At 68.6% G+C, this 21,047-nt stretch carries 29 protein-coding genes and 2 pseudogenes; 3 read left to right on the top strand and 28 right to left on the bottom strand.

What is annotated here, in order from left to right; genetic code table 11:
- Positions 1–48: 48 nt before the first annotated feature.
- Positions 49–432 (bottom strand): deaminase, encoded by a 384-nt coding sequence (locus OG897_RS40920; protein ID WP_323188149.1) that lies wholly within the window; start codon positions 430–432, stop codon positions 49–51.
- A 342-nt stretch (positions 433–774) separates the two neighbouring features.
- Here OG897_RS40920 and OG897_RS35385 point away from each other — a divergent pair, with 342 nt between their 5' ends.
- Both OG897_RS35385 and OG897_RS35390 read left to right on the top strand, forming a co-directional pair.
- The gene (locus tag OG897_RS35385; protein ID WP_266663498.1) at positions 775–1,344 is read left to right on the top strand and encodes a hypothetical protein; all 570 of its coding nucleotides are present in this window, start codon (positions 775–777) and stop codon (positions 1,342–1,344) included.
- A gap of 191 nt (positions 1,345–1,535) precedes the next feature.
- Entirely contained in the window at positions 1,536–2,315 is a 780-nt protein-coding gene (locus OG897_RS35390; RefSeq protein ID WP_266663501.1) for a trypsin-like serine protease, read from the top strand.
- A gap of 60 nt (positions 2,316–2,375) precedes the next feature.
- Here OG897_RS35390 and OG897_RS35395 read toward each other — a convergent pair whose 3' ends face one another.
- Entirely contained in the window at positions 2,376–3,203 is an 828-nt protein-coding gene (locus tag OG897_RS35395) for an NAD(P)H-binding protein (RefSeq protein WP_266663505.1), read from the bottom strand.
- A gap of 250 nt (positions 3,204–3,453) precedes the next feature.
- On the opposite strand from OG897_RS35395, the gene OG897_RS35400 reads away from it, so the two are divergent.
- The gene (locus OG897_RS35400; protein ID WP_266663508.1) at positions 3,454–3,882 is read left to right on the top strand and encodes a hypothetical protein; all 429 of its coding nucleotides are present in this window, start codon (positions 3,454–3,456) and stop codon (positions 3,880–3,882) included.
- A 320-nt stretch (positions 3,883–4,202) separates the two neighbouring features.
- Here OG897_RS35400 and OG897_RS35405 read toward each other — a convergent pair.
- From OG897_RS35405 to OG897_RS35530, 26 genes and pseudogenes are all read right to left on the bottom strand, one after another.
- A pseudogene (locus OG897_RS35405) lies at positions 4,203–4,790 on the bottom strand (chitinase); the annotation flags it as partial.
- A gap of 430 nt (positions 4,791–5,220) precedes the next feature.
- Positions 5,221–5,565: pseudogene (locus tag OG897_RS35410) on the bottom strand (calcium-binding protein); the annotation flags it as partial.
- A 33-nt stretch (positions 5,566–5,598) separates the two neighbouring features.
- Positions 5,599–5,997: a hypothetical protein gene (locus OG897_RS35415; protein WP_266663510.1), complete on the bottom strand. Its 399-nt coding sequence runs from the start codon at positions 5,995–5,997 to the stop codon at positions 5,599–5,601.
- A complete protein-coding gene (locus OG897_RS35420) occupies positions 5,990–6,865 on the bottom strand; it encodes an IS5 family transposase (protein WP_266663512.1) in 876 nt (291 codons plus the stop codon). Before OG897_RS35420 ends, OG897_RS35415 begins: the two co-directional genes overlap by 8 nt.
- The gene (locus OG897_RS35425; RefSeq protein WP_266663514.1) at positions 6,837–7,388 is read right to left on the bottom strand and encodes a DUF5707 domain-containing protein; all 552 of its coding nucleotides are present in this window, start codon (positions 7,386–7,388) and stop codon (positions 6,837–6,839) included. The genes OG897_RS35420 and OG897_RS35425 overlap by 29 nt, the downstream gene beginning before the upstream one ends.
- Before the next feature lie 375 nt (positions 7,389–7,763).
- Entirely contained in the window at positions 7,764–8,786 is a 1,023-nt protein-coding gene (locus tag OG897_RS35430) for a YgjP-like metallopeptidase domain-containing protein (protein WP_266663516.1), read from the bottom strand.
- A 107-nt stretch (positions 8,787–8,893) separates the two neighbouring features.
- Positions 8,894–9,397 carry a hypothetical protein gene (locus tag OG897_RS35435; protein ID WP_266663518.1) on the bottom strand — a complete coding sequence of 168 codons (504 nt, stop codon included), beginning with the start codon at positions 9,395–9,397 and terminating at the stop codon, positions 8,894–8,896.
- The gene (locus OG897_RS35440) at positions 9,394–10,065 is read right to left on the bottom strand and encodes a hypothetical protein (protein WP_266663520.1); all 672 of its coding nucleotides are present in this window, start codon (positions 10,063–10,065) and stop codon (positions 9,394–9,396) included. Before OG897_RS35440 ends, OG897_RS35435 begins: the two co-directional genes overlap by 4 nt.
- Positions 10,066–10,140: 75 nt before the next feature.
- On the bottom strand, positions 10,141–11,709 hold the full coding sequence (locus tag OG897_RS35445) for a ParB N-terminal domain-containing protein (protein ID WP_266663522.1): 1,569 nt from the start codon (positions 11,707–11,709) through the stop codon (positions 10,141–10,143).
- Positions 11,710–11,777: 68 nt separating this feature from the next.
- The gene (locus tag OG897_RS35450; RefSeq protein ID WP_266663524.1) at positions 11,778–12,416 is read right to left on the bottom strand and encodes a hypothetical protein; all 639 of its coding nucleotides are present in this window, start codon (positions 12,414–12,416) and stop codon (positions 11,778–11,780) included.
- 76 nt (positions 12,417–12,492) lie between these two features.
- Positions 12,493–12,888, bottom strand: a complete 396-nt coding sequence (locus tag OG897_RS35455; RefSeq protein ID WP_266663526.1) for a hypothetical protein — start codon at positions 12,886–12,888, stop codon at positions 12,493–12,495.
- Positions 12,889–12,993: 105 nt separating this feature from the next.
- The gene (locus OG897_RS35460) at positions 12,994–13,794 is read right to left on the bottom strand and encodes a phosphoadenosine phosphosulfate reductase (protein ID WP_266663528.1); all 801 of its coding nucleotides are present in this window, start codon (positions 13,792–13,794) and stop codon (positions 12,994–12,996) included.
- Positions 13,791–14,888 (bottom strand): N-6 DNA methylase, encoded by a 1,098-nt coding sequence (locus OG897_RS35465; protein WP_266663529.1) that lies wholly within the window; start codon positions 14,886–14,888, stop codon positions 13,791–13,793. Before OG897_RS35465 ends, OG897_RS35460 begins: the two co-directional genes overlap by 4 nt.
- A 118-nt stretch (positions 14,889–15,006) precedes the next feature.
- Complete coding sequence (locus tag OG897_RS35470; protein ID WP_266663530.1) at positions 15,007–15,306, bottom strand: hypothetical protein; 300 nt, start codon at positions 15,304–15,306, stop codon at positions 15,007–15,009.
- A gap of 94 nt (positions 15,307–15,400) precedes the next feature.
- Positions 15,401–15,997 (bottom strand): hypothetical protein, encoded by a 597-nt coding sequence (locus OG897_RS35475; RefSeq protein WP_266663531.1) that lies wholly within the window; start codon positions 15,995–15,997, stop codon positions 15,401–15,403.
- A gap of 17 nt (positions 15,998–16,014) precedes the next feature.
- Positions 16,015–16,518 carry a hypothetical protein gene (locus OG897_RS35480; protein ID WP_266663533.1) on the bottom strand — a complete coding sequence of 168 codons (504 nt, stop codon included), beginning with the start codon at positions 16,516–16,518 and terminating at the stop codon, positions 16,015–16,017.
- Between the two features lie 110 nt (positions 16,519–16,628).
- Entirely contained in the window at positions 16,629–17,645 is a 1,017-nt protein-coding gene (locus OG897_RS35485; RefSeq protein ID WP_266663534.1) for a DUF3560 domain-containing protein, read from the bottom strand.
- Positions 17,642–17,845 carry a hypothetical protein gene (locus OG897_RS35490; protein ID WP_266663535.1) on the bottom strand — a complete coding sequence of 68 codons (204 nt, stop codon included), beginning with the start codon at positions 17,843–17,845 and terminating at the stop codon, positions 17,642–17,644. Before OG897_RS35490 ends, OG897_RS35485 begins: the two co-directional genes overlap by 4 nt.
- An 8-nt stretch (positions 17,846–17,853) precedes the next feature.
- Positions 17,854–18,288 (bottom strand): hypothetical protein, encoded by a 435-nt coding sequence (locus OG897_RS35495; RefSeq protein WP_266663537.1) that lies wholly within the window; start codon positions 18,286–18,288, stop codon positions 17,854–17,856.
- Positions 18,289–18,290: 2 nt separating this feature from the next.
- Entirely contained in the window at positions 18,291–18,617 is a 327-nt protein-coding gene (locus OG897_RS35500) for a hypothetical protein (RefSeq protein ID WP_266663539.1), read from the bottom strand.
- An 80-nt stretch (positions 18,618–18,697) separates the two neighbouring features.
- Positions 18,698–19,003: a hypothetical protein gene (locus OG897_RS35505; RefSeq protein WP_266663541.1), complete on the bottom strand. Its 306-nt coding sequence runs from the start codon at positions 19,001–19,003 to the stop codon at positions 18,698–18,700.
- 54 nt (positions 19,004–19,057) lie between these two features.
- Positions 19,058–19,366 (bottom strand): hypothetical protein, encoded by a 309-nt coding sequence (locus OG897_RS35510; RefSeq protein ID WP_266663543.1) that lies wholly within the window; start codon positions 19,364–19,366, stop codon positions 19,058–19,060.
- Between the two features lie 109 nt (positions 19,367–19,475).
- Complete coding sequence (locus OG897_RS35515; RefSeq protein WP_266663545.1) at positions 19,476–19,631, bottom strand: hypothetical protein; 156 nt, start codon at positions 19,629–19,631, stop codon at positions 19,476–19,478.
- Positions 19,628–20,086 (bottom strand): hypothetical protein, encoded by a 459-nt coding sequence (locus tag OG897_RS35520; protein ID WP_266663546.1) that lies wholly within the window; start codon positions 20,084–20,086, stop codon positions 19,628–19,630. Before OG897_RS35520 ends, OG897_RS35515 begins: the two co-directional genes overlap by 4 nt.
- A gap of 33 nt (positions 20,087–20,119) precedes the next feature.
- Positions 20,120–20,617 carry a hypothetical protein gene (locus tag OG897_RS35525; protein ID WP_266663548.1) on the bottom strand — a complete coding sequence of 166 codons (498 nt, stop codon included), beginning with the start codon at positions 20,615–20,617 and terminating at the stop codon, positions 20,120–20,122.
- The gene (locus tag OG897_RS35530; RefSeq protein WP_266663550.1) at positions 20,614–21,024 is read right to left on the bottom strand and encodes a hypothetical protein; all 411 of its coding nucleotides are present in this window, start codon (positions 21,022–21,024) and stop codon (positions 20,614–20,616) included. The genes OG897_RS35525 and OG897_RS35530 overlap by 4 nt, the downstream gene beginning before the upstream one ends.
- Positions 21,025–21,047: the final 23 nt, after the last annotated feature.

The raw sequence follows: 21,047 nt of genomic DNA on the forward strand, positions 1-21,047 counted from the left end.
CGCAGAGGACTGGGGCTCGCAGGGTGGCAAGGGCGGCCCGCGTCCGGCTCAGGTCCAGAAGTCGTCGTGCACCGCAGCCGCACTCTCGTAGAGGAACGGCCCCACCACGTCCACCACGGGGTTGCCGTGGGCGAAGACCTTGCGGGAGGGCAGGGCCGACAGGGGATGGTGGCCACTGGCGCCGGCGAGGGCGCACAGTTCATCCTCGCCGAGGGCGTAGACGACACGGCGGATGCCGCTCCAGTAGACGGCCCCTGCACACATGGCGCACGGTTCGGTGCTGGTGTACAGCGTTGCGGCAACAGGGAGGCCCGCAGGGCCGAGCTGGGCTCGGTCCCTGTTCCTCGGACCCGTCTGGGTCCTGGTGACCCGTCGGTACTCGCGCAAGACGGTCCTCGCGGTGTACTGCGGCTTCTGGGGCGTACGGACCATGGCCTGTGGACTGTCCCAGAACTACGTTCAGCTCCTCGTCCTGTTCACCGTCGCCACGGCCGGCCCCGCAGGCGGCGGCCCGCTCGCCAACGGGCTGCTCGCCGACCTCTTCGACGACGCGTCACGCGGCCGGGCAGCCGCCTTGCTCCACGCACTGTCCGCGCTCGGTCTCGGCGCCGCGGGACCCTGTTCGGCCTCATCTCGGACACACCGGACGGCTGGCGGTAGGGCTTCTTCGCCGTCGGCGGGCTCCAGGTCGTCTGCGGCGTACTCGTGCTGTTCTTCCTGCGCGACCCCGGCATCGGCGCGTCCGAGCCCCAACTCACTCACAGTTGAGGCACATTGGCGAAGCGGCCCGCTCTGACCCGGGCCCGGGTGCGGGAGTTGTCGCGCCACCGCACCGTGCTCGTCATCTGCGGCCAGCGGCTGCTCACCGGCCGGTTCGTCCTGCTCGCCTTCGGGGTGACCTTCCGGCTGGACGAGCGAGGCTTCAGCAACGCCGCGGCGTCCGCGGTGACGCTCCCCGTCACCGCTTCGTACGTCGTGGGAACCTTGCTCGGCGGACTCGTCACCGACCGGGTGCACCGGCTCCACCCGCGTACCGGACGCGTCATGGCGATGCGGTACGTTCTTCTCCCGTACGTCGTCATGGCAGCCCTCGTCACCCAGATCACCTGGCCCTCGCTTGCCGTGTACTTCGTCATGTTCGGGCTGCTCGCCGCAGTGCAGAGCGCGCTGCCGGGCATCAACCGGCCGTTGATGATGGCGGCCGTACTGCCGGAGATGCGCAGCGCCGCGTTCGCCCTGATGTTCTCCGTGGAGGCCATGGGCTGGGCCGTCAGTGCGCTCCTGCACGAAGAACTGACGCGTCATGAACGCGAGCCCAAGCTCCGGCGCTGTACCGCCCCGTGAACCTCAGGTCCGACGACCGGGCGGGGGACGAGGGCGAGTTCCCGCCTCTTTGTGGCTTGATCATCTTTGTGGTGATTCCGGGGAACCACACCCCTCCCACCCCCGTCGTGACAGGTGCACCTCCGTACAGCAGAACCCCGTACGGACCAGGCATCACACGCGCCACCTCACGCACCACACCGGGAGTCCTCGTGTCCATACTCAGCAAGCGTTCCACCGCTGCCGTCCTCACCACCGGCCTCCTCGCCGCGCTCGGGACGGCGGCCGGCGTCGCCCCCGCGGCCGCCATCCACGGCGGGAAGGGCACGACCGTCGTGGACCACCCGTACGTGATGTCGCTGCAGAGCGCGGAGGGCGAGGCGTTCTGCGGCGGCACCCTCATCACCCCGACCAAGGTGCTCACCGCGGGCCACTGCGTCGACGAGGGGCTGAAGCCCGGCGGGCTGCGGGTCGTCGGCGGGCGCACCGACCTGCGGACCGGCAAGGGCACGGTCGCGAAGGTTGCGTCGATCAAGATCCACCCGAAGTACGACGTGCGCACCTTGACCCACGACGCGGCCGTCGTGACCCTCGCGAAGCCGATGCCGTACAAGACCCTGCCGGTGGCCGGGCCCAAGGACGCGGCGCTGTTCGACTCGGGTTCGCCGGTGACCGCGCTGGGCTGGGGCCTCACCGCGACCAGCACGCCCGGTGTGCGGCTGAAGTCGGCCGCACTGGTGCTGAACCCGCTTGCGAAGTGCGCACCGTTCACCGAGCCCTGGGAGACCGCGGCGAACAAGCTCTGCGGAACCCCCGCCGAAGGCACCAGGAACAGCATCTGCCACGGCGACTCGGGCGGTCCGCTGGTCTCGGGCGGCAAGCTGATCGGCATCACTTCCGCGGGCAATAGCTACTGCAACGACGACTTCCCGTTCAGCATCTTCACCCGCTCCTCCGCCGTCACGGCGGACCTGGGCGTACCCGCTTCCTGACGGATCGTCAAGTAGCTTTCTCGGCCGGGCAGTCCAGGGGCGGTGGGGGCGAAGGCCCGTTCAGCGGAAGGCGGCGGCGTTCTCCGTGCCCCATTGCCAGAACGGCCGGGCCGGGCCACCGGTGACCCGCGCAACCGTGTCGCGTACCGCCAGCAGCCCGTCGTGGACGTCGCCGCCCGTCACATCGAGCAGCGCGTCCGCGACCGCCTCCCCGAAGACCGCGACCAGCTGCGCGCGGGCCTGCTGACGCCTGATCCCGGCGAAGGGGACCTTCCGCCCGAGTGCCGCCGCGATGGCTTCGGCCTGCTGTCGGTCGTTCACCGGCTCCGGACCGGTCAACGCATACGTGCGCCCGCGGTGGCCGGGCTCGGCCAGCGCCACGCGTGCCACCGAGGCGATGTCCGCGGGGTGGACGACGGTCGGTAGCGCGGTGTCCTGGTACGGCGCGCGGACTGTTCCGCCCGTACGGATGGCAGCCGCCCACATCAAGGTGTTCGAGGCGAACTGCGTGGGCCACAGGACGGTCCAGTCCACGCCGCTCTCCTTGAGCGACCGCTCCACCGCCAGGTTCTCGGCGGCGGGACCCAGGTGCGGATGGGTCTCGGCGGTGATCGACGACACCAGTACCACGTGCTCCACGCCCGTCTGCCGGGCGGCTCCCAGAAGCTCGGCGTCGGGACCCAGCCGCGACACGAGGAACAGCGACCGCACACCCTCCAGCGCGGGCTTCAACGACGCGGGATCCGCGAAGTCGCCCTCCACGGCCTCGACCCCCTCGGGAATGGCGGCCTGCGAGGCATAGCGGGTGAGCCCTCGCAGCGGCCCAACGCCGGATGCGTGCAGTCGCGTCAGCAACGCACTGCCGATGTCTCCGGTGGCTCCGGTCACCAGGAGCGGTGAGAGTGTCTCGCGTCGTCGAATGATCAACCGGGCACACGCTAGAAGCTCAACCGCACTTCCGGTCAAGGCATCCGGGCTCACGAGGCGTGCTCGACCGAGCATCCCGCCCGGCGACCTCACCGGCCGCTTATCGCGGTGCACGGCGGTCGGCGAGTGGCATACGTCCTTCCCGTTCCGCCGTTGCCCGTTCCGGGGCCCGGCGCTGTGTTTCGGGGCGATGGCATATCTCCCGGGCCGGGTGACCGCTCGTTCTGAGGCGCTCATTCCAGCTGTCCGCGAGGGCGGGCTCCTGACGCATGCCTCGACGGCGGTGTTCCCGGTGGCCTGGGCTGGTCGCACCCTCAAGAGCCGCAGCGGAAAACGCACCATCACCCTCGACGCAGTAACCAAGGACCTGCTGCTCGCCTGGCGATCCACCCAGCAAGAGCTGCGCAAGGAACGCGAACCACTCGGCATCTGGCAGAACACCGGATACGTGTCCACCTACGAAGACGGACGCCCCTACCACCCCGACAACATCAGCCAGACCTTGGAAGCCCTCGTCAAGCGGTTCGGCCTGCCGCCCATCCGCCTGCACGGCCTACGGCACTGCGCGGCCTCGCCCCAGTCTCGCCGCTGGCCTGTCAGGCCGAAGCAGACGCACCCCGTCGTCCCCGTTCCGCGATGAACGCCCACCGCTGAGGTGCAACAGGAGGGCTCGCACCTCACTCTCGTTCCCCGGGACGCGGCCCCGGAGCAAGGCGCTGAGGTCGTGTCACGCGCTGTCCCCCGCTTGTCCCCCGGGGACTCGAAAATCAACCCAAAGCAGGCGTACAGGTGGCGGAGGACTGACACTCGGCGCACGGAAATGTGGTCGCCCCACAGCAGTCGGCATGGCGTCGTGGGCCGTTCCTCAAGGGGGAAGGGGAACGGCCCACGGTGGGGTGCTGCCGTGTGGGGGCACGGCAGCGGTGGTGCTTGAGAAGAGGAGCGTCGGTCCGGGGTGGGTCAGCGGCCCTGGAGGGACTTGACGTTGTCGCCGAAGGTCCAGTTCTTGGAGCCGTCCCAGTTGAGGGACCAGGTCATCAGGCCCTTGAGCTGGTTGTTGTAGGTGCGCCAGGCTTGGGAGACGAGGCTGGGGCTCATGTAGCCGCCGCCCGCGCCCGGTTGGGCGGGGAGGCCCGGGGCCTGCTTGTCGTAGGGGACCTTGATGGTGGTGCCCTGGATGACGAGGCCCTTGTTGAGGCAGTCGGTTTGTTTCACGAAGCCCTGGACGGTTCCGGCGGAGTAGGAGTCGCCGGAGCAGCCGTACATGCTGCCGTTGTAGTACTGCATGTTGAGCCACCAGAGGCGACCGTTGTCGGCGTACTTCTTGATGATCGGGAGGTACGCGCCCCAGATCGAGCCGTACGTGACGCTGCCGCCGGTGACGTACGCGGTCTCGGGGGCCATCGTGAGGCCGAAGTTGGACGGCATTTGGGCGAGGACGCCGTCGATGATGCGCATCAGGTTGGCCTGGGAGGCAGAGGGTTTGGTGATCTGTCCGCTGCCGACCAGGCCCGTCTCGATGTCGATGTCGATGCCGTCGAAGTTGTACAGCGGTGATCGGTTCCCTTAGAAGCCCTCGACCGGCCGGACTTCACGGCAATTAGGCACCTTTGGGCGGTTCGGAGAAGCTGACGGTCCTTGGCTTTCCCGATTCTTCCCTAGCCTTCTGTCCCCCGCCTGTCCCCCATTCCGGAAGCGGATCAGGTCGCCCGCACTGCCCCTGCGCATTCGTGCTGGCAGAACGGCCGCCACCAGAATGGAGACCATCGAAGAGCGTTCGAGACTTCTTGCGACCTACAGTTTCGGTACCGATGAAGGACGCCGAGATCGTCGATCAACTTGGAGGGCGCGAAGTGATGCAGCGGCTGACCGGTGCCCGTCGGTCGTGAGGAGACCGGGGCTCAAGATGGCCCAGGCCGAAGGGTTTCCGGCCTGGGCCATCTGCGTGTATTTGAGGGACGGATGACCTTCTTGAGGGCTACTTCACGTCGACGTAGTCCGCCGCCGAGGAGACCGCCGTGGTCGTGGACGTACCTGCGAAGGAGTAGCGGAAGGAGCCGTCCGCTGTGGCCTTCGTCGTCGCTTTCAGGTTGCCCTTGCTGTCCGTCGTGACGGTCTTGAGGGTCTTGTAGGTGTTGGTGCCGGCCTTCTTGAACTGGAGCTGCACCGGCTGCTTGGCGAAGCCCCCGTACTTGTAGGTCTGCCAGTCGGCGCGAGTCAGGGCACCCGTGACGGTGATCGTCTTGTTCTTCTTCACCGGCTCTGGTGAGGCGTTGGCCGTCAGCTTGGAGTAGCGCAGGACCTTTGCCTTGGCGGCGGAGTCCTTAGTGGGTGTTCTGTGAGCCTTCGCGCGGGTTCACTTTGTCGGGCGGGGCATGGTGAACAGGCCGGGTTCGGGCTCGGTGAGGATGCCGCGGCTCACGAGGCGTTTGAGCTTGGCCCGGGCGCCTTCGACGTGGCGGTTCTCGGTGCCGGTTCCCAGGGCTTCGCAGATGTCCTTGGCCCGTAGGCCGTGTTCGTCGTCCTCGAACAGGGCGAGGATCTGGCGGTATGCGGACGGCAGCGGCTCCAGGCCGCCGGAATCGCTGTCCTCGGCGATCTCCAAGACGGTCTCCCGGGTGACTTCCAGCCGCTCCAGCCGGTGCTCCACAGCGGCAAGTTGTTCACCGAGCTGGGCGATCTGCTCGCGCAGGCGGGCTGCTTCCTCGCGGCCGGCGGCCTGTCGTTCGTCGATCTGGGCCAGGAGTTCACGCATGCGCCGCCTCGCGGGTCGGGGCCCTGGCCCCGAATGGCGGCGGATCGCGCCAGGTCAGCGCGGAGTGGCCGGTGAGCCGGCGAGTCATCACGTCGGTCATCGACCAGCGGATCCACGAGGCCGCACTGGCCGGGAGGGTCTCGTAGTCACGGGCCAGGCGGCGGTGCAGCAGCAGCGTGCCGAAGGTCTGCTCGACGATCCACCGCTTCGGCGCCGGCGCGAAGCCCTTCGTGTGCGGATCGCGCTGCACCACCTCGATGTCGATGCCCAGAGCGGCGCCGTGGTCGATGACCGCGTTCTTGAACCCGGCGTCCACCCAGCCCTTGGTCACCGACGGGTTGTCCGCGGCGACCTGGTCCAACAGCGTGATGCCGATGGCGTTGTCGTGCACGCTCGCCGCAACCACGATCACCGCGATCAGCAGGCCCAGGACATCGGTGGCGATGCCCCGCTTGCGGCCCCGGCTCTTCTTGCCCGGATCCAGCCCAGTCGTGGCCTTGGGCGCGTTGACCGAGGTGTGCACGGTCTGGGTGTCCATCACGATCGCGGACGGGTCCTCACGGCGGCCGCGGCTCTCGCGCACCTGCCAGCGCAGCAGGTCGTGAATCACCTGGTCGGTGCCGTCGTCACGCCACTTGCCGAAGTAGTAGTACACCGCGGTGTACGGCGGGAAATCGTGCGGCAGGTAGCGCCACTGGCAGCCCACCCGGGCCTGGTACAGGATCGCGTCGACGATCTCCCGCATCTCGTACCGACCCTCATGACCGCTGACCGAGCGGTGCTGTCCCTTCCAGGACGTGATGACCGGCCGGATCAGCTCCCACGCCTCGTCCGACAGATCACTCGGGTACGGCTGCCGTCCGCCCATACCTACCAGCAGACCGCAGAACCGGCCGACCGCAAGCCCTCAAACCGGACAACACCACCGGCGACTCACACAACGCCCACTTAGTGTAGTAATCGCCGTCGTTGGCAAGGGCGTGGGCCCTCACGGTCCAGGTCCCGGCCGCGCCGTTGTCCTGGAGTTGGATGCGCGGGTTGATCTTCAGCGTGTACGTACAAGTGGTCGTGGTGAAGCTCTGTCGAACGCACTTGCCCGCGATGTTGTCGGGCAACACGATGTCGGCGTAGTCGCCGTCCGGGAGGGGTCTGTGCAACATGGCGGGGAAGGTCTTTCCGACCTCGATGCCAGAGTCGTCCGTGGCGGTCACCGCGATGGTGAACGTCTTGACGTCCGTGGTCCCCAGGATGATGTCCTTGCCTCCGTTGACGACCACCTTCGTGATCCTGATGTCGCCCGAGAAGTCATCCGCCTGGGCGGCCCCCGGGATCGTGAGCGCGGACAGGGCGAGGGCCCCGGCGAAGCCTGCTGCGGTGGTGCGGTGATGCATGAAGTCGTTTCCCGATGGTCGAGGGCCTCAGGAGCATCCCAAGGCGGAGCTGACAATTCCCACCCGGTTCGCGGATGGCACGGACATGACCATCAGGTCGACCGAATGGTTGCCCACCAGGTCGAGCGTGGGGCTCATGCCATTTCCCGGCCCGGAGTGATCTGGACTCGGCCTGCTGGTCCGCCTTGCCTGCTCATCGACTGCCGCTGGTTCTCTGAGGAGCCCATCCAGCCGCTGGTGTTCCGCCTGGTGCGTGGCGCTGGACACATGCTCGATGTGCTCGACGTCCTGTGCCGAGGCCGTCTCGCCTTGTGTTTCTACGAAGGTGCGTTCTTCGCGATGAACCTCATGATCTGCCACCCGCGTTCTGAGTGTTCAGGTCGAGAGGGTCATGCGCTGTGTGGCGACGTCCCAGGTGCATTCGTTGTAGAGGCGGTTGAAGTCATGGTCGGCGCCGGGGGTGTCGGCGTTGCAGTGCTCGTAGCCGTTGGGGCCCATGCGCCAGTAGAAGCCGTACTCCTCGCACTCTGCCTGGCCGGGGTACGTGCCGGTCCAGATGGTGTTGCAGTTGGGGTGGCAGTCGTGGCGCTGCATTCCGGTGAGGGCGCAGCGGGCTATGTCGCACCAGTTGGTGTGGAGGGTGTTGGGCGGGGTGCTGCACTCGGGGCAGTTGTCGGAGGGGGTGGGTGTGGTGGTGTGGGGGGTGGTGGTGAGGCTGCCGGTCCACAGGGTGGGGAGGGTGCGGTCGAGTTCGTGGGTGTTGGCGATGGTGTGGAGGGTGAGGGTGCGGTGGAGGAGTTCGCGGAGGAGGGGGGTGGGGAGTTGGGCGGTTGCCCAGTGGAGGGTGATGCCGTGGGTGGGGTGGTGGGTGATCCAGGTGGTGCGGAGGCGGGTTGAGGTGGTGAGTGGTATGTCGGGGTTGTTGGTGAGGCGGGTGATGTGCGCTCCGTGATCTTTCAGCCATTTTTGGCCTGCTTCGGCGTAGAAGTGTGTGAGGGTTCGTCGTGCTTTGTTGGGGTTGATGGCGTGGCTGCGGTGGAGGCGGATTTCGCTGCGGCTGGTGGTGAAGTGGAATCGGGTGACGGGCTGCTCGTCCTTGCTGTCGGGGACGATGCGGAGCTTGTGGGGGTGGCCGAAGAGGTGGAAGGTTTCGCCGTTGGTGAGGTGGCGGGTGGGGTCTTCGGGGGTGTTCTCAGTGATGTCGGTGAGGCGGTTGTAGATCCAGGTGCGGCGGCGTTCGACGAGGTCGATGGCCTGGGTGTCGGTGGTGCCGTGGGGGGCTCGTACGACGACGTCGCCGTGTGTGGTGACGTAGGTGTCGAGGGTGGTGCGGTTGGTGGTGCGGATGGTGACGGGGATGCCGCCGACGGTGATGGTGCGTTCTTGAGGCTGGGGCATGGCGGTTCCTTCTGTGTGTGGGGTGGGAGGGGGCCGTGGTGCCCCTTCCCTCTCTATTTAGATTCTACTATCATTTGGGGGTGCAACCCTCCCCGGCCTGTCCTGGGTCAGTCGTGCAGACCGCGCGCCACGGCGGATTGCACAGCCTCAACCTCGGCTGCCAGTCCCGCTTTTGCCTCTTCCAGCCTGGCCTTGGCCGCCTTCAGCTTCTTCGTGGTGTGGGCGACCCGCTTGGCCTGCACCGCCCGCAGCGCCGTCAGCCGCTCCACCTGCTGCTGGTGGTGCTCTATCTGGGCCGCTCGTATCTCCGCGCGCGGCCTCGGCGGCGTTCGCGGCTGCCCCGCCGGCGGCCCGTACTGACGCGGTGTGCCGAGCTGCATGACCGCGAAGACGAGGAACTCCGTGCGCGGGATGAACTTCACCGGCTTCAGTCGGGGGCCGGTCAGCAGCGCCACCTTCGGGAAGTCTTTATGGCGGGCGGCCCAGTTGGAGACTGCTGAGCGGGTGACGCCGACGAGCTTGGCGGCGCTGCTGAGGTGGATCAGCTCGTCCTCGCGTCCGACGAATTCCGGGCGCAGCCAGGTTCCTGAGCCGTGGTGGTCGGTGGTCACTTGGCACCTGCCTGCGTAGGGCCGTCCACGAGGCTGAGGAGGAAGGCGAGGTCGGAAGCGGCTTCAGTGATGAGTGCGGCTGCGGCGGCTCCGAGCCTTCGGTCCTTGTCGGCCTGCGCCTGGTCCATGCACTCCTCGGGGTCGTGGTTGCAGTCGACTTCCGCGACGACAAGACCTTCTGCGGTGACGATGCTGTGGTGCGTCCGTACAGCCTTCGGGCTGCTGCCGTCCACCTCGTTGCCAGCGACGTCCCAGGTGCAGGTGTCGGTGAACAAGGTGGGCAGGGCTGCTGCGTCCAGCCGCGCGCGGATGCCGTCGATGCGGGCGCGAGTCTCCTCCTGCTCGCCTCCCCACAGGGGGTGCTGCTCTGGGGTGGCGTACCAGTAGTAGCCGCTGCGGTGGTGCAGGGAGTCGGTGCTGAACTTCTTCCCCAGGAGGGTGCGCCAGGTGTTGGCGGTGTTCAGGACCAGGGTTCCTTCGGCGCGCATGGTGTCGATGAGACGGGTCGTGGCGGAGACGTCGCTGGTGTTGATGTCGCGGATGTGGCGGTGGGTCTGCTCGTCGTAGCCAGTGGTCCACAGGGCGCGAAGGGCGAGGTCGAACCGTTGCATGGGGTGGTTGTGTGCGGTGAGGACGTTGAGGATGTCTGTCCGGGTGGGCTGGTGCATGGCGCTGTTCTCCGGTGGTGGTGTGAGGGGCGGCCCGGCGCCGTGTGCGGGGCCGCCCTGTTGGTGAGGCGACGGTCAGGCGGCGTCGGCGTCTGCCGTCTTCTTCGTGGTGCCCTTGGCCGCTCCCTTGCGGGCGTTCTCCTCCTTCTCCCGACGGGTGGAGAGGATTTCGGCCTCGATCTCGCTGAGGGCATAGCCGTGGGTCTTGAGGAAGTCGAGCCAGTCGGCCGTCTGGCTGCTGGGGGTGTCCCAGTGCCGGTCGGACATCTGCTCGTGCTCGTACATCGCTGCGACCTGGGCGAACAGCAGCCGCCAACGGCGGACCTTGCCGGTGCGGTTGATGAGGTCCTTGAAGGGCTGGCCGACGCGGTTCCACTGAGTGCGGTCGTGGTTGGGGTCTTCGATCTTGAGGAACGTGGCCATCAGGTCGGTGCGGTGGCGGGTGAGGTACCGGGAGTACTCGTGCGAGGTGCCGGTGATGACTTTGAGGATCAGTACCCACATGTCGTTGGGGGCGTCACCGGGCTGGTCGCACAGGGAGGTGATGAACTCCTGGCGGACCTCCCGGGCCGAGCGCCATGCCTTGTTGTAGCGGATGACTTTGCGGCGGGCTTCCTTCGCAAGTTCCTTGGTCTTGGCGTCGGTGGCGGAGTCGGCGCCGGGAAGTTCGTGCTGGTGCTTCTTGAAGTCGGCGCACAACCACGTCACGTCGGCGTCGCGGGGGTGCAGTGCTGCTGCGTGACCAGGGCACCGGGCGTGAAGCTCGGCGGTGAGAGGTGTGCCGAGCTGGGAGAAAAGGTCTTCGAGGGGCCGGGCGGGGGTGTCGCGCCAGCTCCACTTCCATTCCAGGAGGGTGATGCCGGAGGCGGTGAGTTCGGCGAGGAGCTTCACCCGGCGGGCCGCCTCGGCCTTCTTCTCGCGCATCTCCGCCATCGTGTGCGCCCAATTCCCTCCGGTGGAGTTCTCGGCGAGGTCGCGGCGCTTGGCGAGGGACAGCTTGCGGTGGGCCTCGGCGACGGTCTCCACTTCCTGGAAGTCGGCCAGCTCCAGGAGATCGAAGTCGGCGTTGACGCCTGCGGCGAGACGGGCATCGGTGAGCTGGGATGCCTTGTCGGCTGCGGCCATCTCGGCGGGGGAGATGCCGATGGTGCGGGCGTGCTTGTCCCTCACGGCCGGCGGGAGGTCCATGAGGGCGAGCTGCCGGGCTGCGTCGATGTAGTCGCGGGCGTGGGCGTCCTCGCGGTGCTTGTTCTCCAGGACCGACAGGGCCAGGGCCTGGTCGTCGACGCCGGTGAGGTCTTCGCGGATCAGTGCGGGGACCAGCCGGTAGGGACGTCCCTCCGTCTTGGCCTTGTCGGCGGCGATGATCGCTGCCTTGTTGCGGCGCTGTCCGAAGACGATGCCGAGGCGGCCCTCGTTGTCGCCGGTCTGCGGGCGCAGCAGCAGAAGGCTCTGGACGCCGACTTCCTCGACGGAGGCGATCAGGTCCGGGTCGGGTTCGGTGCCGTCCTCCTTTCCTTCCTCGCGGTGGCGTCGGTGGTTGTAGGGGTCGACGACCAGGTCGTACGGGTCGACCCAGGTGAAGTGGCCGGTGAAGCCGGGGACCGAGACGGTGGTGTCGAGGGCCGGGGCGGTGCTGGTCATGGTGGTTTTCCCTGGTGGTGGGGTGCGGGCAGGCGGGGCCTGCCCGCACCGGTGAATGTGGGCTGGGGTCAGGCGGCGGGTGCGGGGTCCTTCGCCTTGCCCCTGGCCGGGGCCTTCGCCTTCGTGGTCGGTTTGGCGGTCGTGGTGCGGGCGGCGGCCTTCTTGCGGGGTGCGGCCGGTGCGGACTTCTTCGGCGCGGCTTTGCGTACGGCGGGCTTCTTCGCCGGAGCCTTCACGGGGGCGGGCTCGGCCGCAGGAGCGGTGACCGGTGCGGACTCGGAGACCGGCGCCGCCGGGGCGGCGGGCTCGGCGGGCGGCGCCGGGGTGTCGGCGGCCACCGGCTGAGGGAGGATGCGGGCCCCGCCCTGGGTGAGGGGGAGGCGGTGGCCGTAGAAGGCGGGGAAGAGGTGGATTTCCAGGGTGTGCATGACCGTGTCGAGGGGCGGGGTGGCGCCGTCGAAGTACCCGGAGGCGTGGTAACGGGGGGCGTCGGGGTTGGTGCTGAACGTCTGGAAGCCCTGGCCCCGGAACTGGCGGCGGATGTCGATGGTGCGGCCGTCGGTGTGGGCGAAGCGCACGGTCTCCTGGTCATCGGCGTCGGCGGTGGTGTCGTCCTTGTCCCAGCTGTCGCCGAGGGCCTGGGCGACCTGGTCGGTGAGGACGTAGAAGTCGATGAGGGGCAGGCCGGTGATGGGGGCGGTGTTCACGGGTGGTTCTCCAAGAGGTGTGAGGCGGGTGATGTGCGGGGCCCAGGGCGGTGGTGTTCCGCCCTGGACGGGGTGGTCAGAGGGGGAGGTGGACGAGCACGGGGATGCCGGCGAGGTGGTCGGGGCGCAGGGTGTGGCGGATCAGGGCGTCTACCTCGGCGGGCAGGGAAGTGAGGTGTCCGTCGGCGGTGATTCCGGCGAAGACGACCGGCCCGTGGACGAGTTCGCAGTCGAAGGCCATTTCGGTCTGAATGACTGCCGCGTACAGGTTGGGCAGGCGCTGAGCGCGGTGGAGTCCGGCGAAGACGACGATGCTGGTGCGGCCGGGGCTGTCGAGTTCGACGACGACCTGGGGGGTGTCGAGGAGGGCGCGGGCGATGACCTTGGCCTGGTCGCGGCGGGTATCTCCGAGCTCGTACTCGGTGACCTTGCCGTCGAGGGCGACGCGAAGGGCGGTGACGGTGTCGGGCACGGGTCTCTCCTTGGTGTGGGTGCTGTGGTTTCCCCCCAGCTCGTATTTAAATTCTACTACTAATAGGGGGAGGGTCAACTCATTCATGCAGGTCAGAGAGGGGGGCTACGTCATGCACCAGCCGGAATCGCATCCGACATCGAATGGCAGCGCCTCCTGCGCCGCCTCGACCGCCCGGATCAGCGGGCGGCCGGTACGGGTGAGGAACACCGGGTCCGCCCCCTTGCCGTCCCATGCCCGGGTCTCGTTCAACGCCTCCTCCAGCGCGCACGCCCTGAAGAACAGGGCAGGCCGGTCGCGGCGCATCTCCCGCCAGCTCCCCAGCGGTTTCAGCGGGCAGAACCAGCACGCCGACTTCGGCGGCATCGGCAGACCGGCGTCCGCGATGACCCGCTGGCAGTCCGTCCGGCGCATCCCCAGATCCAGCAGCGGATACACGACGCGCTCGTACGCTTCGGTGCGCCGGTTGCTCGCCCGGCTGATCTCGTCCAGGGAGATCCCGACCGCGACCGTCGCCGGACTCACCGCGCTCGCCCCGTGCTCGCGCAGCCACCGTCCCGTTACCTGGATCTTGAAATCCCGGGTGCAGCCACGAGTTCCCGGGGCCCCGTTCGACATACGGATCGGGATCGGCAGGGCCCGCGACCCCTTCCGAGTCATGCGACCCCACAGCGTTTCCGTCTCCCCGCTGCGCAGGGTGCGGTCCAGGAGATGCAGGTCCAGGCCATGGGCTTTCGCGTACGGGACGGCCACCTGGCGCACGTACTCCAGGGTCTCCGGGTCCTCGCTGTCCTCGCCGACGTTGGCGAACAGGAACGTCTTGTAGGGAAGTTCCCCGCGGGCAGCAAGGACCATCAGGGCGGTGCTCTGCACCCCGCCGCCGTAACTCACCACGTCCAGGCTCACGCGGCCACACCCACAGTCTTCTCCAGGAACTGCTGGGCCCGGCGGACCGCTGCGACCATCTGCAACTGCCCGAGAATCCGGTCACGGTGCTCGAACGCGGCACGGGCTTCCTCGTGGGCGTCCTCGACGGCGCGCGGGTTGGCGAGCGAGTCCGCGCAGGCCACCGTCACCCGGGGGCCGAGCGCCCACACCATCGCGTTCACCGCTGCGCACGCGGCGGCGATCGGATCGATGTCGACCATCGCCCACCTGAAGGCGGCTGGGTCCAGGCCCTGTTCGCGGATGTTCTGGGCGGCGGCGCGCATCATGCCGCCGGTGCCGGCCGCCGGGTCCAGGAAGCTCTGCCCCGGCGCGAGCTTCTTCCCGTCCATGATGCTGTCGGCGCTGAGCGTGGAGAGGGTGGCGATCGCCATCGCCTCAGCGACGGGCGGCGGGGTGTGGTACTCGCCGAGCCCCTTCGTGGCGCCGGTCGAGCGCATCATGGTCAGCGTCGGCGAGAGCACGTCGGCCCGTGCTCGCAGGTAGGGGTCCGCGTGCCCGGTGAGATCGAGCAGCCCCTTGTCGAGGACGGTCTTGGTGACGGCGCGCACCACGTAGAGCTCGTGCCGGGTCTGCTTTTCCTCGTTCGCCCATTCGTGGAGGATGCGGGCGCGCTCCACCAGGTCGGGGCGGTGCCTCCAGTTCGTCGCCCAGATCTCCCGGTACATCGCCCACAGCTCCTGGTCGTTCTGGGCGAGGATCTGCGCCTTGAGGTCGGGGCCCTTCTTGTCCTTCTGCCCGATCAGCGCGAGCGAGGCGACGATGCCGATCGGTATCTCGATGCGGGTTCCGCCGTGGTTCTTGTGCCAGGTGTTCGCGACGGCCTCACCCAGGTTGAAGGCGTACTGGGCCGGGTCGTTGACCTTGCCCGTTGGTAGGGCGCGTGGTGCGGCGGTATGCGTGGTCTGCGCCGCAGGGCTGACTGTGGTGCGCGGTTCGGTGTGCGGCGTAGCAGCCGAGCGGCGGAACGTTGCCGGGGCCAGGGCTGGAGCGGGGGGCGGGGTCGGCGTGGGGGTGTCGTCGTCCTGGAGGGCGGCGAACAGGTCGAGCTGCATGACGGATTTCCTTGCGGGGTGCGGGTGCGAGGCCGCCCCCGGCCGTCGTGGCCGGGGGCGGTGGAGAACTGTCTGGTGCAGGGGGTGGGAACACCCCGCCCCCTGCACGCGCGGGAGGTCAGGCGCGGGCTTCGAGGAGGTCGAGGACGTGCACCAGCTCCCACAGGTCTTCGGCGTCGTTGGTGGGGGCGGTGTGCGACCGGTAGTAGGTGCCCTCGGCATCACCCACCGCGTAGCGGCCCGTCATGAGCGTCACGTAGGAGACGTGCCCGTTGGGGAGGGCAACGAGCAGCACTGTGCTGTCGTCGGCGGTTGGCATTGTGACGGTGTGGGTGGCGAACCCGCTGAGGTTCACCGCGACGTCGATGGCCACGAGGTCGAAGGTGATGTCGTTGGCCGGGGTGATCGTGCCGAGCATGTGTGTCTCCAGTGGTCTTGGTGAGGACCCCCTCACCTTCTATTTAAATTCTACTACCAACGGGGGGAGGGTCAACCCCTCAACTTCGGTACCCTCAGCCGTGGTTGATCCATAGCAGCCCGTACGGAGTTTGTCTCAGGGTGCTCATCGCGCCATGCCGGATGTCGGCGCGCACCGCATCCCAGTCCACCCGCCCGGCAGTGTCCCGGTACGGCTTCACGTCCCACCCGGCATCGGTGCCCGCCAGGCCCCCAAGGATCTCCGCGAGTGAGACCCCGCAGGCCGTCGCCTGCTCCCGGTGCCGCTCGTGAGGGGTGCGCACCTCCTCGCGCCACCCCTCGTCCCGGATCTGGCGTGCCTGGTGGGCCGACCGCCACCCGGTCACCGGGCACAGCGCCCCGCAGTCGACCAGCGCAGCCCACGCCGCAGCCCTGTCCGCCGAGGCGATGGCCGGTATGAGCGCGACCTCCCCGATCGTCAGCCCCGACCACTGGGCCCGGTCAGCTGACCGGGCGCGCGCCTGTGCGTGCAGGGCTCTCGCCGCCTTACGCGCCAGGGCTTCGGTGCGGGCGGCGCGAGCCGGTATCGCGTATGTCCACGAACCGCGGCCCTCCTTCGGGTCCTGGAAGATGACCCGCCACACCCCGAGCCGGGGCAGCCTGTCCCGTGCGTGCGAGCTGTTGTGCGCCATGGTGAAGGTCCTCGGGGTCAGTGAGAGAGGGAAGCGAAGTCGGTGACCGCCTGGGCTCGCACGGCGATCGCCGGGCACGGGTCCAGGAGCCGCCCCAGTGCTCGTTCCAGCGCGGCCGGAGTGCCGAGGCGCCACGTGCGGTCGATGGCATCGAAGGCCGCCACGACGTCCGGGACCGTGGTGGGGTGGGCGGCGCGGCACGTGCACACACCCGTGGCGTACGCGCCCAGAGCGGCGAGCGCGCGCGGGTGGTCAGCCGCTGCAGCGCAACCCTGATGCCGCTTGATCGGCTTGTTGCGGCGCAAGTGGGAGTAGAAGCGCAGCCCCTGCCAGCCGTCGACCATGCACGTGACCTCCCACAGGACATCGCTGCCGGGGTACCCGCCGCGCGCCGCCCAGCCGATCTCGTCGATGCGGGCGAAGGCGCGCACGGCGCTGATGATGTTGCGCGGGGTCGGGGCGAGCCCTTCGAGGTAGCGGCTCGGCGCGCTGGCGCGCTGCGCGATCGGGGTGCTGTTCATGCCGGTGGTTCTCCTCGGGTGCGGGGAGGGAGGGGCACCCCCCTCCCCGAATTTGGTTTCTACTATGAATGAGGGGTGGGGTGCCCCTCCGGAATCCGCAGACCCTGCCCCTACTGGGCCGCGTCAGCCAGGATCTGCGCCATCTCCTCAGCCGACCGCCTGCCCGACAGGTCGTCGTACGGCAACGTCGTCGTGAGGTCGCGAACCATGTCAGCGGCCGTGACCAGACGCTGCCCGGTGAAGACGTGCGGCACCGAAACGGACTTCGCGTTCACCCGCATCACCTCGTACCAGCGGCCCCGGCACCGCACGAAGTCCCCCTTGGCGAAATCGGGCTTCGACCACACCTTGAACCCCTCGGCCTCCGCCTTCTTGATCACGTCCTGCCAGTGCGCGATCTCCTCCGTCACCTCCAGGTGCTCGCGGGCCAACTCCGCCACCGTGTCCGGGTTCTCGATGTCCCGGTAGAACCCGCCGGCGGACTTGCCCGCCTGCCACTTCTCCACCCGCCGCAGCTGCGCTTCGAGCTTGGCGATCCGGCGCAGCGTGCGGGGAGGATTGTTGCGGAACGCTTTGTAGCTGGCCGCCGCCTGCTCACGCCCGGCCCAGTGGGAAGCACGGTCGCTCTCGGCGAAGCTCTTGCGCATCGTGGTGTCCATGCGCTCCCGGTAGCGGCGGTCCCGCCCCTCCGAGTGGTGCCCGACCAATATGGGCTGCCCGAACGGGATCGCGTCGCCCATGCGGTGGGCGCTGTCGGAGAGCGACGCCGAGCGGGAGGCCGCGTTGCCTGCGTAGTCGGCGAAGCGTTCCGCGCGGGCCTCCGCCTTCTCCTCGCGATCGGCTTCCGCCTCGGCGAAGGTGCGCCGCTGTTCCTCGTCGATGGTGACGGTTACCTCGAAGCCCTTGTCCCGCAGTCGGGTGGACAGCAGGTTGATGCTGTAGGTGTCGGCCCGGTGGTCGCGGCTGTGCGGCAGGTACCAGCAGCCCAGCATCCTCGACCACTTGAAGCCCGAACCGCCACGGCGGCCGTAGGAGCGGTCCTTGAGGATGTCGCCCGTGCCGTCGCCCTTGTCGGTGCCCTCGACGAGGGTGCCCTCCGCGCGGGTGTGGGTGATCGTGATGGTCATGAAACGGGTCCTTCCGTGAGGGTGAGGCGCTGGCCGGTGTGCCAGCCGCCGAAGATGTCCTGTGCGGTCGTGTGCGGTGTGGACAGCAGGTACCAGGTGCCGGACGGTGTCGTGTCGACCTCGCCGATCTCGAAGCGAATGGGAGATCCCGCCGCGTCTCTCAGGTGGCCGCCGTTCTCCTGCCGCAGCCACACGGACATGCCGCTCTTCACAGGGAGCCCCTGGAAGTGCGCAGGCCCCAGGCGGCCAGGGTGATGGCGGTCGCCCACGACACGGTGATGTCGTCGTAGTCGCGGGCCAGCGCGTCGGCCAGGGTGGAGGCGTAGGGGGTCGAGGCGAACCCCTCCTCGGTGCCGGAGTTCTCGTATACCCACTGGGCTGCGTAGTTGCTCAGCTCGGCGGCGAACCGTTCCCGCTGGTCGCGCATCATGTGCCAACCGGCGGTGCGGGCCTGCCAGGCCGAGGACAGCAGGACGTGGGATCGGGCATCGGGCGCGGTGGCCCGCCACAGGAAGAACAGCTGGCCCGTGTTCTCGATGACGGCGAGATGGTCCCCGTCCTGCGCGGCAACCGCACGGCCGATGAGGCGGGTCACAAGGTGCTGCTCCTGGCGGGCGTTCAGGGTGAACTTCTTGCGGAACATGCTCAGTTGTCCTTGCTGAAGGTTGCGGAAGGGGTGCGGTGGCGTGCTGCTTCGATGTGCCGCTGGGCGGTCAAGAGCGTGCTCGCCTGACGGTGTCGGCCGAGGTGGATCAGTGCACACGCCTCGAAGAGGAGCACCCAGTGGCACTCGGGTACCTGGTCGGCGAACTCCTCGTAGTGCAGCCGCAGTTTGCGGCCCCGGCGCCGCCGGTAGGCGGTGCGGACGATCTGCTCCATGGCGGTGGTGGCGTGTCTGATCTGCGCTGAGTTCAGGTCGAGTTCGGTGATGACGTCGCCGACTGCGAGCAGCGGCAGGCGTTTGTGCGGCATGGGTATGCCTGTCCTTCCGGATTTCCAAGAGGTGTGAGTGCCGGGCCCGTACCGGCCTGCGGTGCGGGCTTCGGCGGGGGTCAGTTGGGGGCGTAGCCGAAGAACAGCCAGCTGCGCTCGTCGTCCTCGCCCGTGTACTCCAGGGCTCCGGCGGGCCCCCACTTGTCCCAGATGCGGGGGTCGAAGGCGTTCAGCAGTTCCTCGGCACGCCGCAAGGCGGCCTTGTACGTGTAGACCTTGGGTTCGATGAGGACGGCCTCGGCCTTGGTGGCGAGGCGGCCCGGGGCGCGACGCCATCTGCGCCGCACGGCGAGGTCATGGGCGTCGGTGAAGGCGGATTGCAGGTCGGGGCCGGTTCCGACGGTGAAGAACTTGGTGGTTCCCACGGTGCTCCTTACAGGGGGCGGGGCGCACGGGCTGTCCGGTGCGCCCCGGTGGCGTCAGTAGGAGGCGTAGCCGAAGAACAGCCAGCTGCGGCCGTCGCCGTCGGTCATGTACTCCAGGGCTCCGGCGGGCCCCCACTTGTCGCTGATGCGCGGGTCGTTGTCGCGCAGCAGCTGTGCGACGAGCTGTTCGGCTTCCGGCTGCGTGCGGACGGTGGAGTCGATGAGGGTCACCTCGTCCTTCTCGGCGAGGGACCCGGTGTAACCGCCGTGGCCGTTCTCGTATGCGGCTTCCGACACGGCGCTGTTGAAAGCGGTCTTCAAGTCCGGTCCCGAGCCGGTCTCTGTGAAGTCGAGGCTTCCCACGAGGTGTCCTTCCGTTGCGGAGCGGGGGACCGTTTCCCCCTCTCTCCCTCTATTTAAATTCTACTACTCAGGGAGGGGGTGTCAACCACGTTCGTGCAGGTCAGAGCCCCTATGGGGGTGGCTGCTCCGCAATCGCGACCAGCGTGATCCCGTCGCCGGCGAGACGTGCGGCCACCGCGTCCGCCAGATGGACGCAGTGCCCCCACGACAACCCCGGCAGCTCGTCGTGCAGCGCCGCGATCAGCGCGGTCCTCGGGTCCGTCATGACGCCGCCGCCAGCGGCTTGCGGCGCTGCTTGCGAGTGCGGATGCTCGCCGCCCCCGCCTTGCGTACGGCGGCTCGCTGCGCGGTCTCCTGGCAGCGTGCGCACAACGGCTCGCCCTGCCGCTCGTGCCCCGCCACTCCAGAACTGGAGCCGCACATCCCCGCCCGCGACGGCAGCTTGACCAGGCTGGGGGCCCCGTCGGTGGTGGCCACCACACGCCCGTCCACCCACAGGCGGGCGGCGCACACACCGTCGAACCGGCTCTCCGCTGGGCGGACGCGGTCGTAACACTCGGCGAGGACCGGGCACAGCTCCGCGCACCGGCGCATCAGCGGTGCGGCGGCCTGTCCCAGCTTCTCGGGCTGGCGCAGCAGAGAGGTGTCGGGGATGTACCCGCGGACGCCCGTGCAGGGGGCGTCACTCATCCAGGCGGCGGACTTGGTCGCGGCGATCACAGCAGAACTCCAGAAAGAGGAAAGGGGGGAGGGTCAGAAGAGAACGGGGCGGTGGGCGGCGGCGGGCAGGATCGCGTCCAGGGCGGCCGAGGCGCGCAGCGCGAGCGTGGCCCGGTGGGCAGACCACTGCCGGTAGAACAGGTCCCCCCACAGCTGCGGTGTCCGGTATGGCAGCGGGCAGGCCACGTAGGCGTGGTCGTGCGACTCCTGCGCGGTCACCGCCTGGTGCAGCGCCCCGTACCGCACCGGTGTGAGGCGTTCGCGGATGCGCCTGTCGACCTCCGGCCAGGTCAGGTTTCCGTACCGGCGTCCGCCCGCCGCGTCGATCGAGTAGTGGAAGCTGTCGGGGCCCGGTGTGAAGCGCGCCATGCAGCCGGCGTCGGGCTCGCCTTCCAGTCGCACCGCCGCCGTGGTGGCCGGGTGGAAGAAGGTGGCGTCGCCCATGTCTCGCAGGTTGATGAACTCCAGCAGCCGGGGCGGGGTGAAGAAGTCCCGCACAGCCATCTGCTGGTCTTCGTCGTTGAGGTTCACCAGGTCCTCGCCCTCTGCGCGTATGGGCAGCAGGCGACGTGTGCGCGCACGGCTTCGGTGACCAACGTCAGGTCGAGCGTGCCGGGCGGCTCGCAGCACACGTCCGCGAGCAGCGTGTCCAGGACGAGGCAACGCCACGGCGGACGCACCTCGTCCTCCGGAACGTGGGACACGTGCCAGCCGGGCAACGGGGAACGGCTCCACGGCAGGGCCCCGTTGGAGGCGACGACGACCACGGTGCCGTCCTCGGCGAGAGCGCACACGGCCAGGCCGCCGCGCGTCTCGATGTACGGGTGGAGATCTGCGGCGGCCAGCGCGTCGAGCACGTCGCCATATACGGCGGCGCCCTGCTCCTCGTCGGGCCCGTAGGCGGCCCGCAGGGCTGCCACGGCGGTCACTGCGTTCACAATGAATCCTTTCTGATGTTGGG

The organism is Streptomyces sp. NBC_00237 (assembly GCF_026342435.1).
Classification (GTDB): Bacteria; Actinomycetota; Actinomycetes; order Streptomycetales; family Streptomycetaceae; genus Streptomyces.

Excerpts from the sequence above, each read along its gene's own strand:
- OG897_RS35420 (WP_266663512.1), bottom strand. The coding sequence starts at position 6,865 with ATGGGCGGACGGCAGCCGTACCCGAGTGATCTGTCGGACGAGGCGTGG.
- OG897_RS35465 (WP_266663529.1), bottom strand. The coding sequence starts at position 14,888 with ATGCAGCTCGACCTGTTCGCCGCCCTCCAGGACGACGACACCCCCACG.
- OG897_RS40920 (WP_323188149.1), bottom strand. The coding sequence starts at position 432 with ATGGTCCGTACGCCCCAGAAGCCGCAGTACACCGCGAGGACCGTCTTG.
- OG897_RS35515 (WP_266663545.1), bottom strand. The coding sequence starts at position 19,631 with ATGACGGACCCGAGGACCGCGCTGATCGCGGCGCTGCACGACGAGCTG.
- OG897_RS35425 (WP_266663514.1), bottom strand. The coding sequence starts at position 7,388 with ATGCATCACCGCACCACCGCAGCAGGCTTCGCCGGGGCCCTCGCCCTG.
- OG897_RS35485 (WP_266663534.1), bottom strand. The coding sequence starts at position 17,645 with ATGACCATCACGATCACCCACACCCGCGCGGAGGGCACCCTCGTCGAG.
- OG897_RS35490 (WP_266663535.1), bottom strand. The coding sequence starts at position 17,845 with ATGTCCGTGTGGCTGCGGCAGGAGAACGGCGGCCACCTGAGAGACGCG.
- OG897_RS35500 (WP_266663539.1), bottom strand. The coding sequence starts at position 18,617 with ATGCCGCACAAACGCCTGCCGCTGCTCGCAGTCGGCGACGTCATCACC.
- OG897_RS35475 (WP_266663531.1), bottom strand. The coding sequence starts at position 15,997 with ATGGCGCACAACAGCTCGCACGCACGGGACAGGCTGCCCCGGCTCGGG.
- OG897_RS35495 (WP_266663537.1), bottom strand. The coding sequence starts at position 18,288 with ATGTTCCGCAAGAAGTTCACCCTGAACGCCCGCCAGGAGCAGCACCTT.
- OG897_RS35430 (WP_266663516.1), bottom strand. The coding sequence starts at position 8,786 with ATGCCCCAGCCTCAAGAACGCACCATCACCGTCGGCGGCATCCCCGTC.
- OG897_RS35440 (WP_266663520.1), bottom strand. The coding sequence starts at position 10,065 with ATGCACCAGCCCACCCGGACAGACATCCTCAACGTCCTCACCGCACAC.
- OG897_RS35470 (WP_266663530.1), bottom strand. The coding sequence starts at position 15,306 with ATGCTCGGCACGATCACCCCGGCCAACGACATCACCTTCGACCTCGTG.
- OG897_RS35480 (WP_266663533.1), bottom strand. The coding sequence starts at position 16,518 with ATGAACAGCACCCCGATCGCGCAGCGCGCCAGCGCGCCGAGCCGCTAC.
- OG897_RS35415 (WP_266663510.1), bottom strand. The coding sequence starts at position 5,997 with ATGCGTGAACTCCTGGCCCAGATCGACGAACGACAGGCCGCCGGCCGC.
- OG897_RS35445 (WP_266663522.1), bottom strand. The coding sequence starts at position 11,709 with ATGACCAGCACCGCCCCGGCCCTCGACACCACCGTCTCGGTCCCCGGC.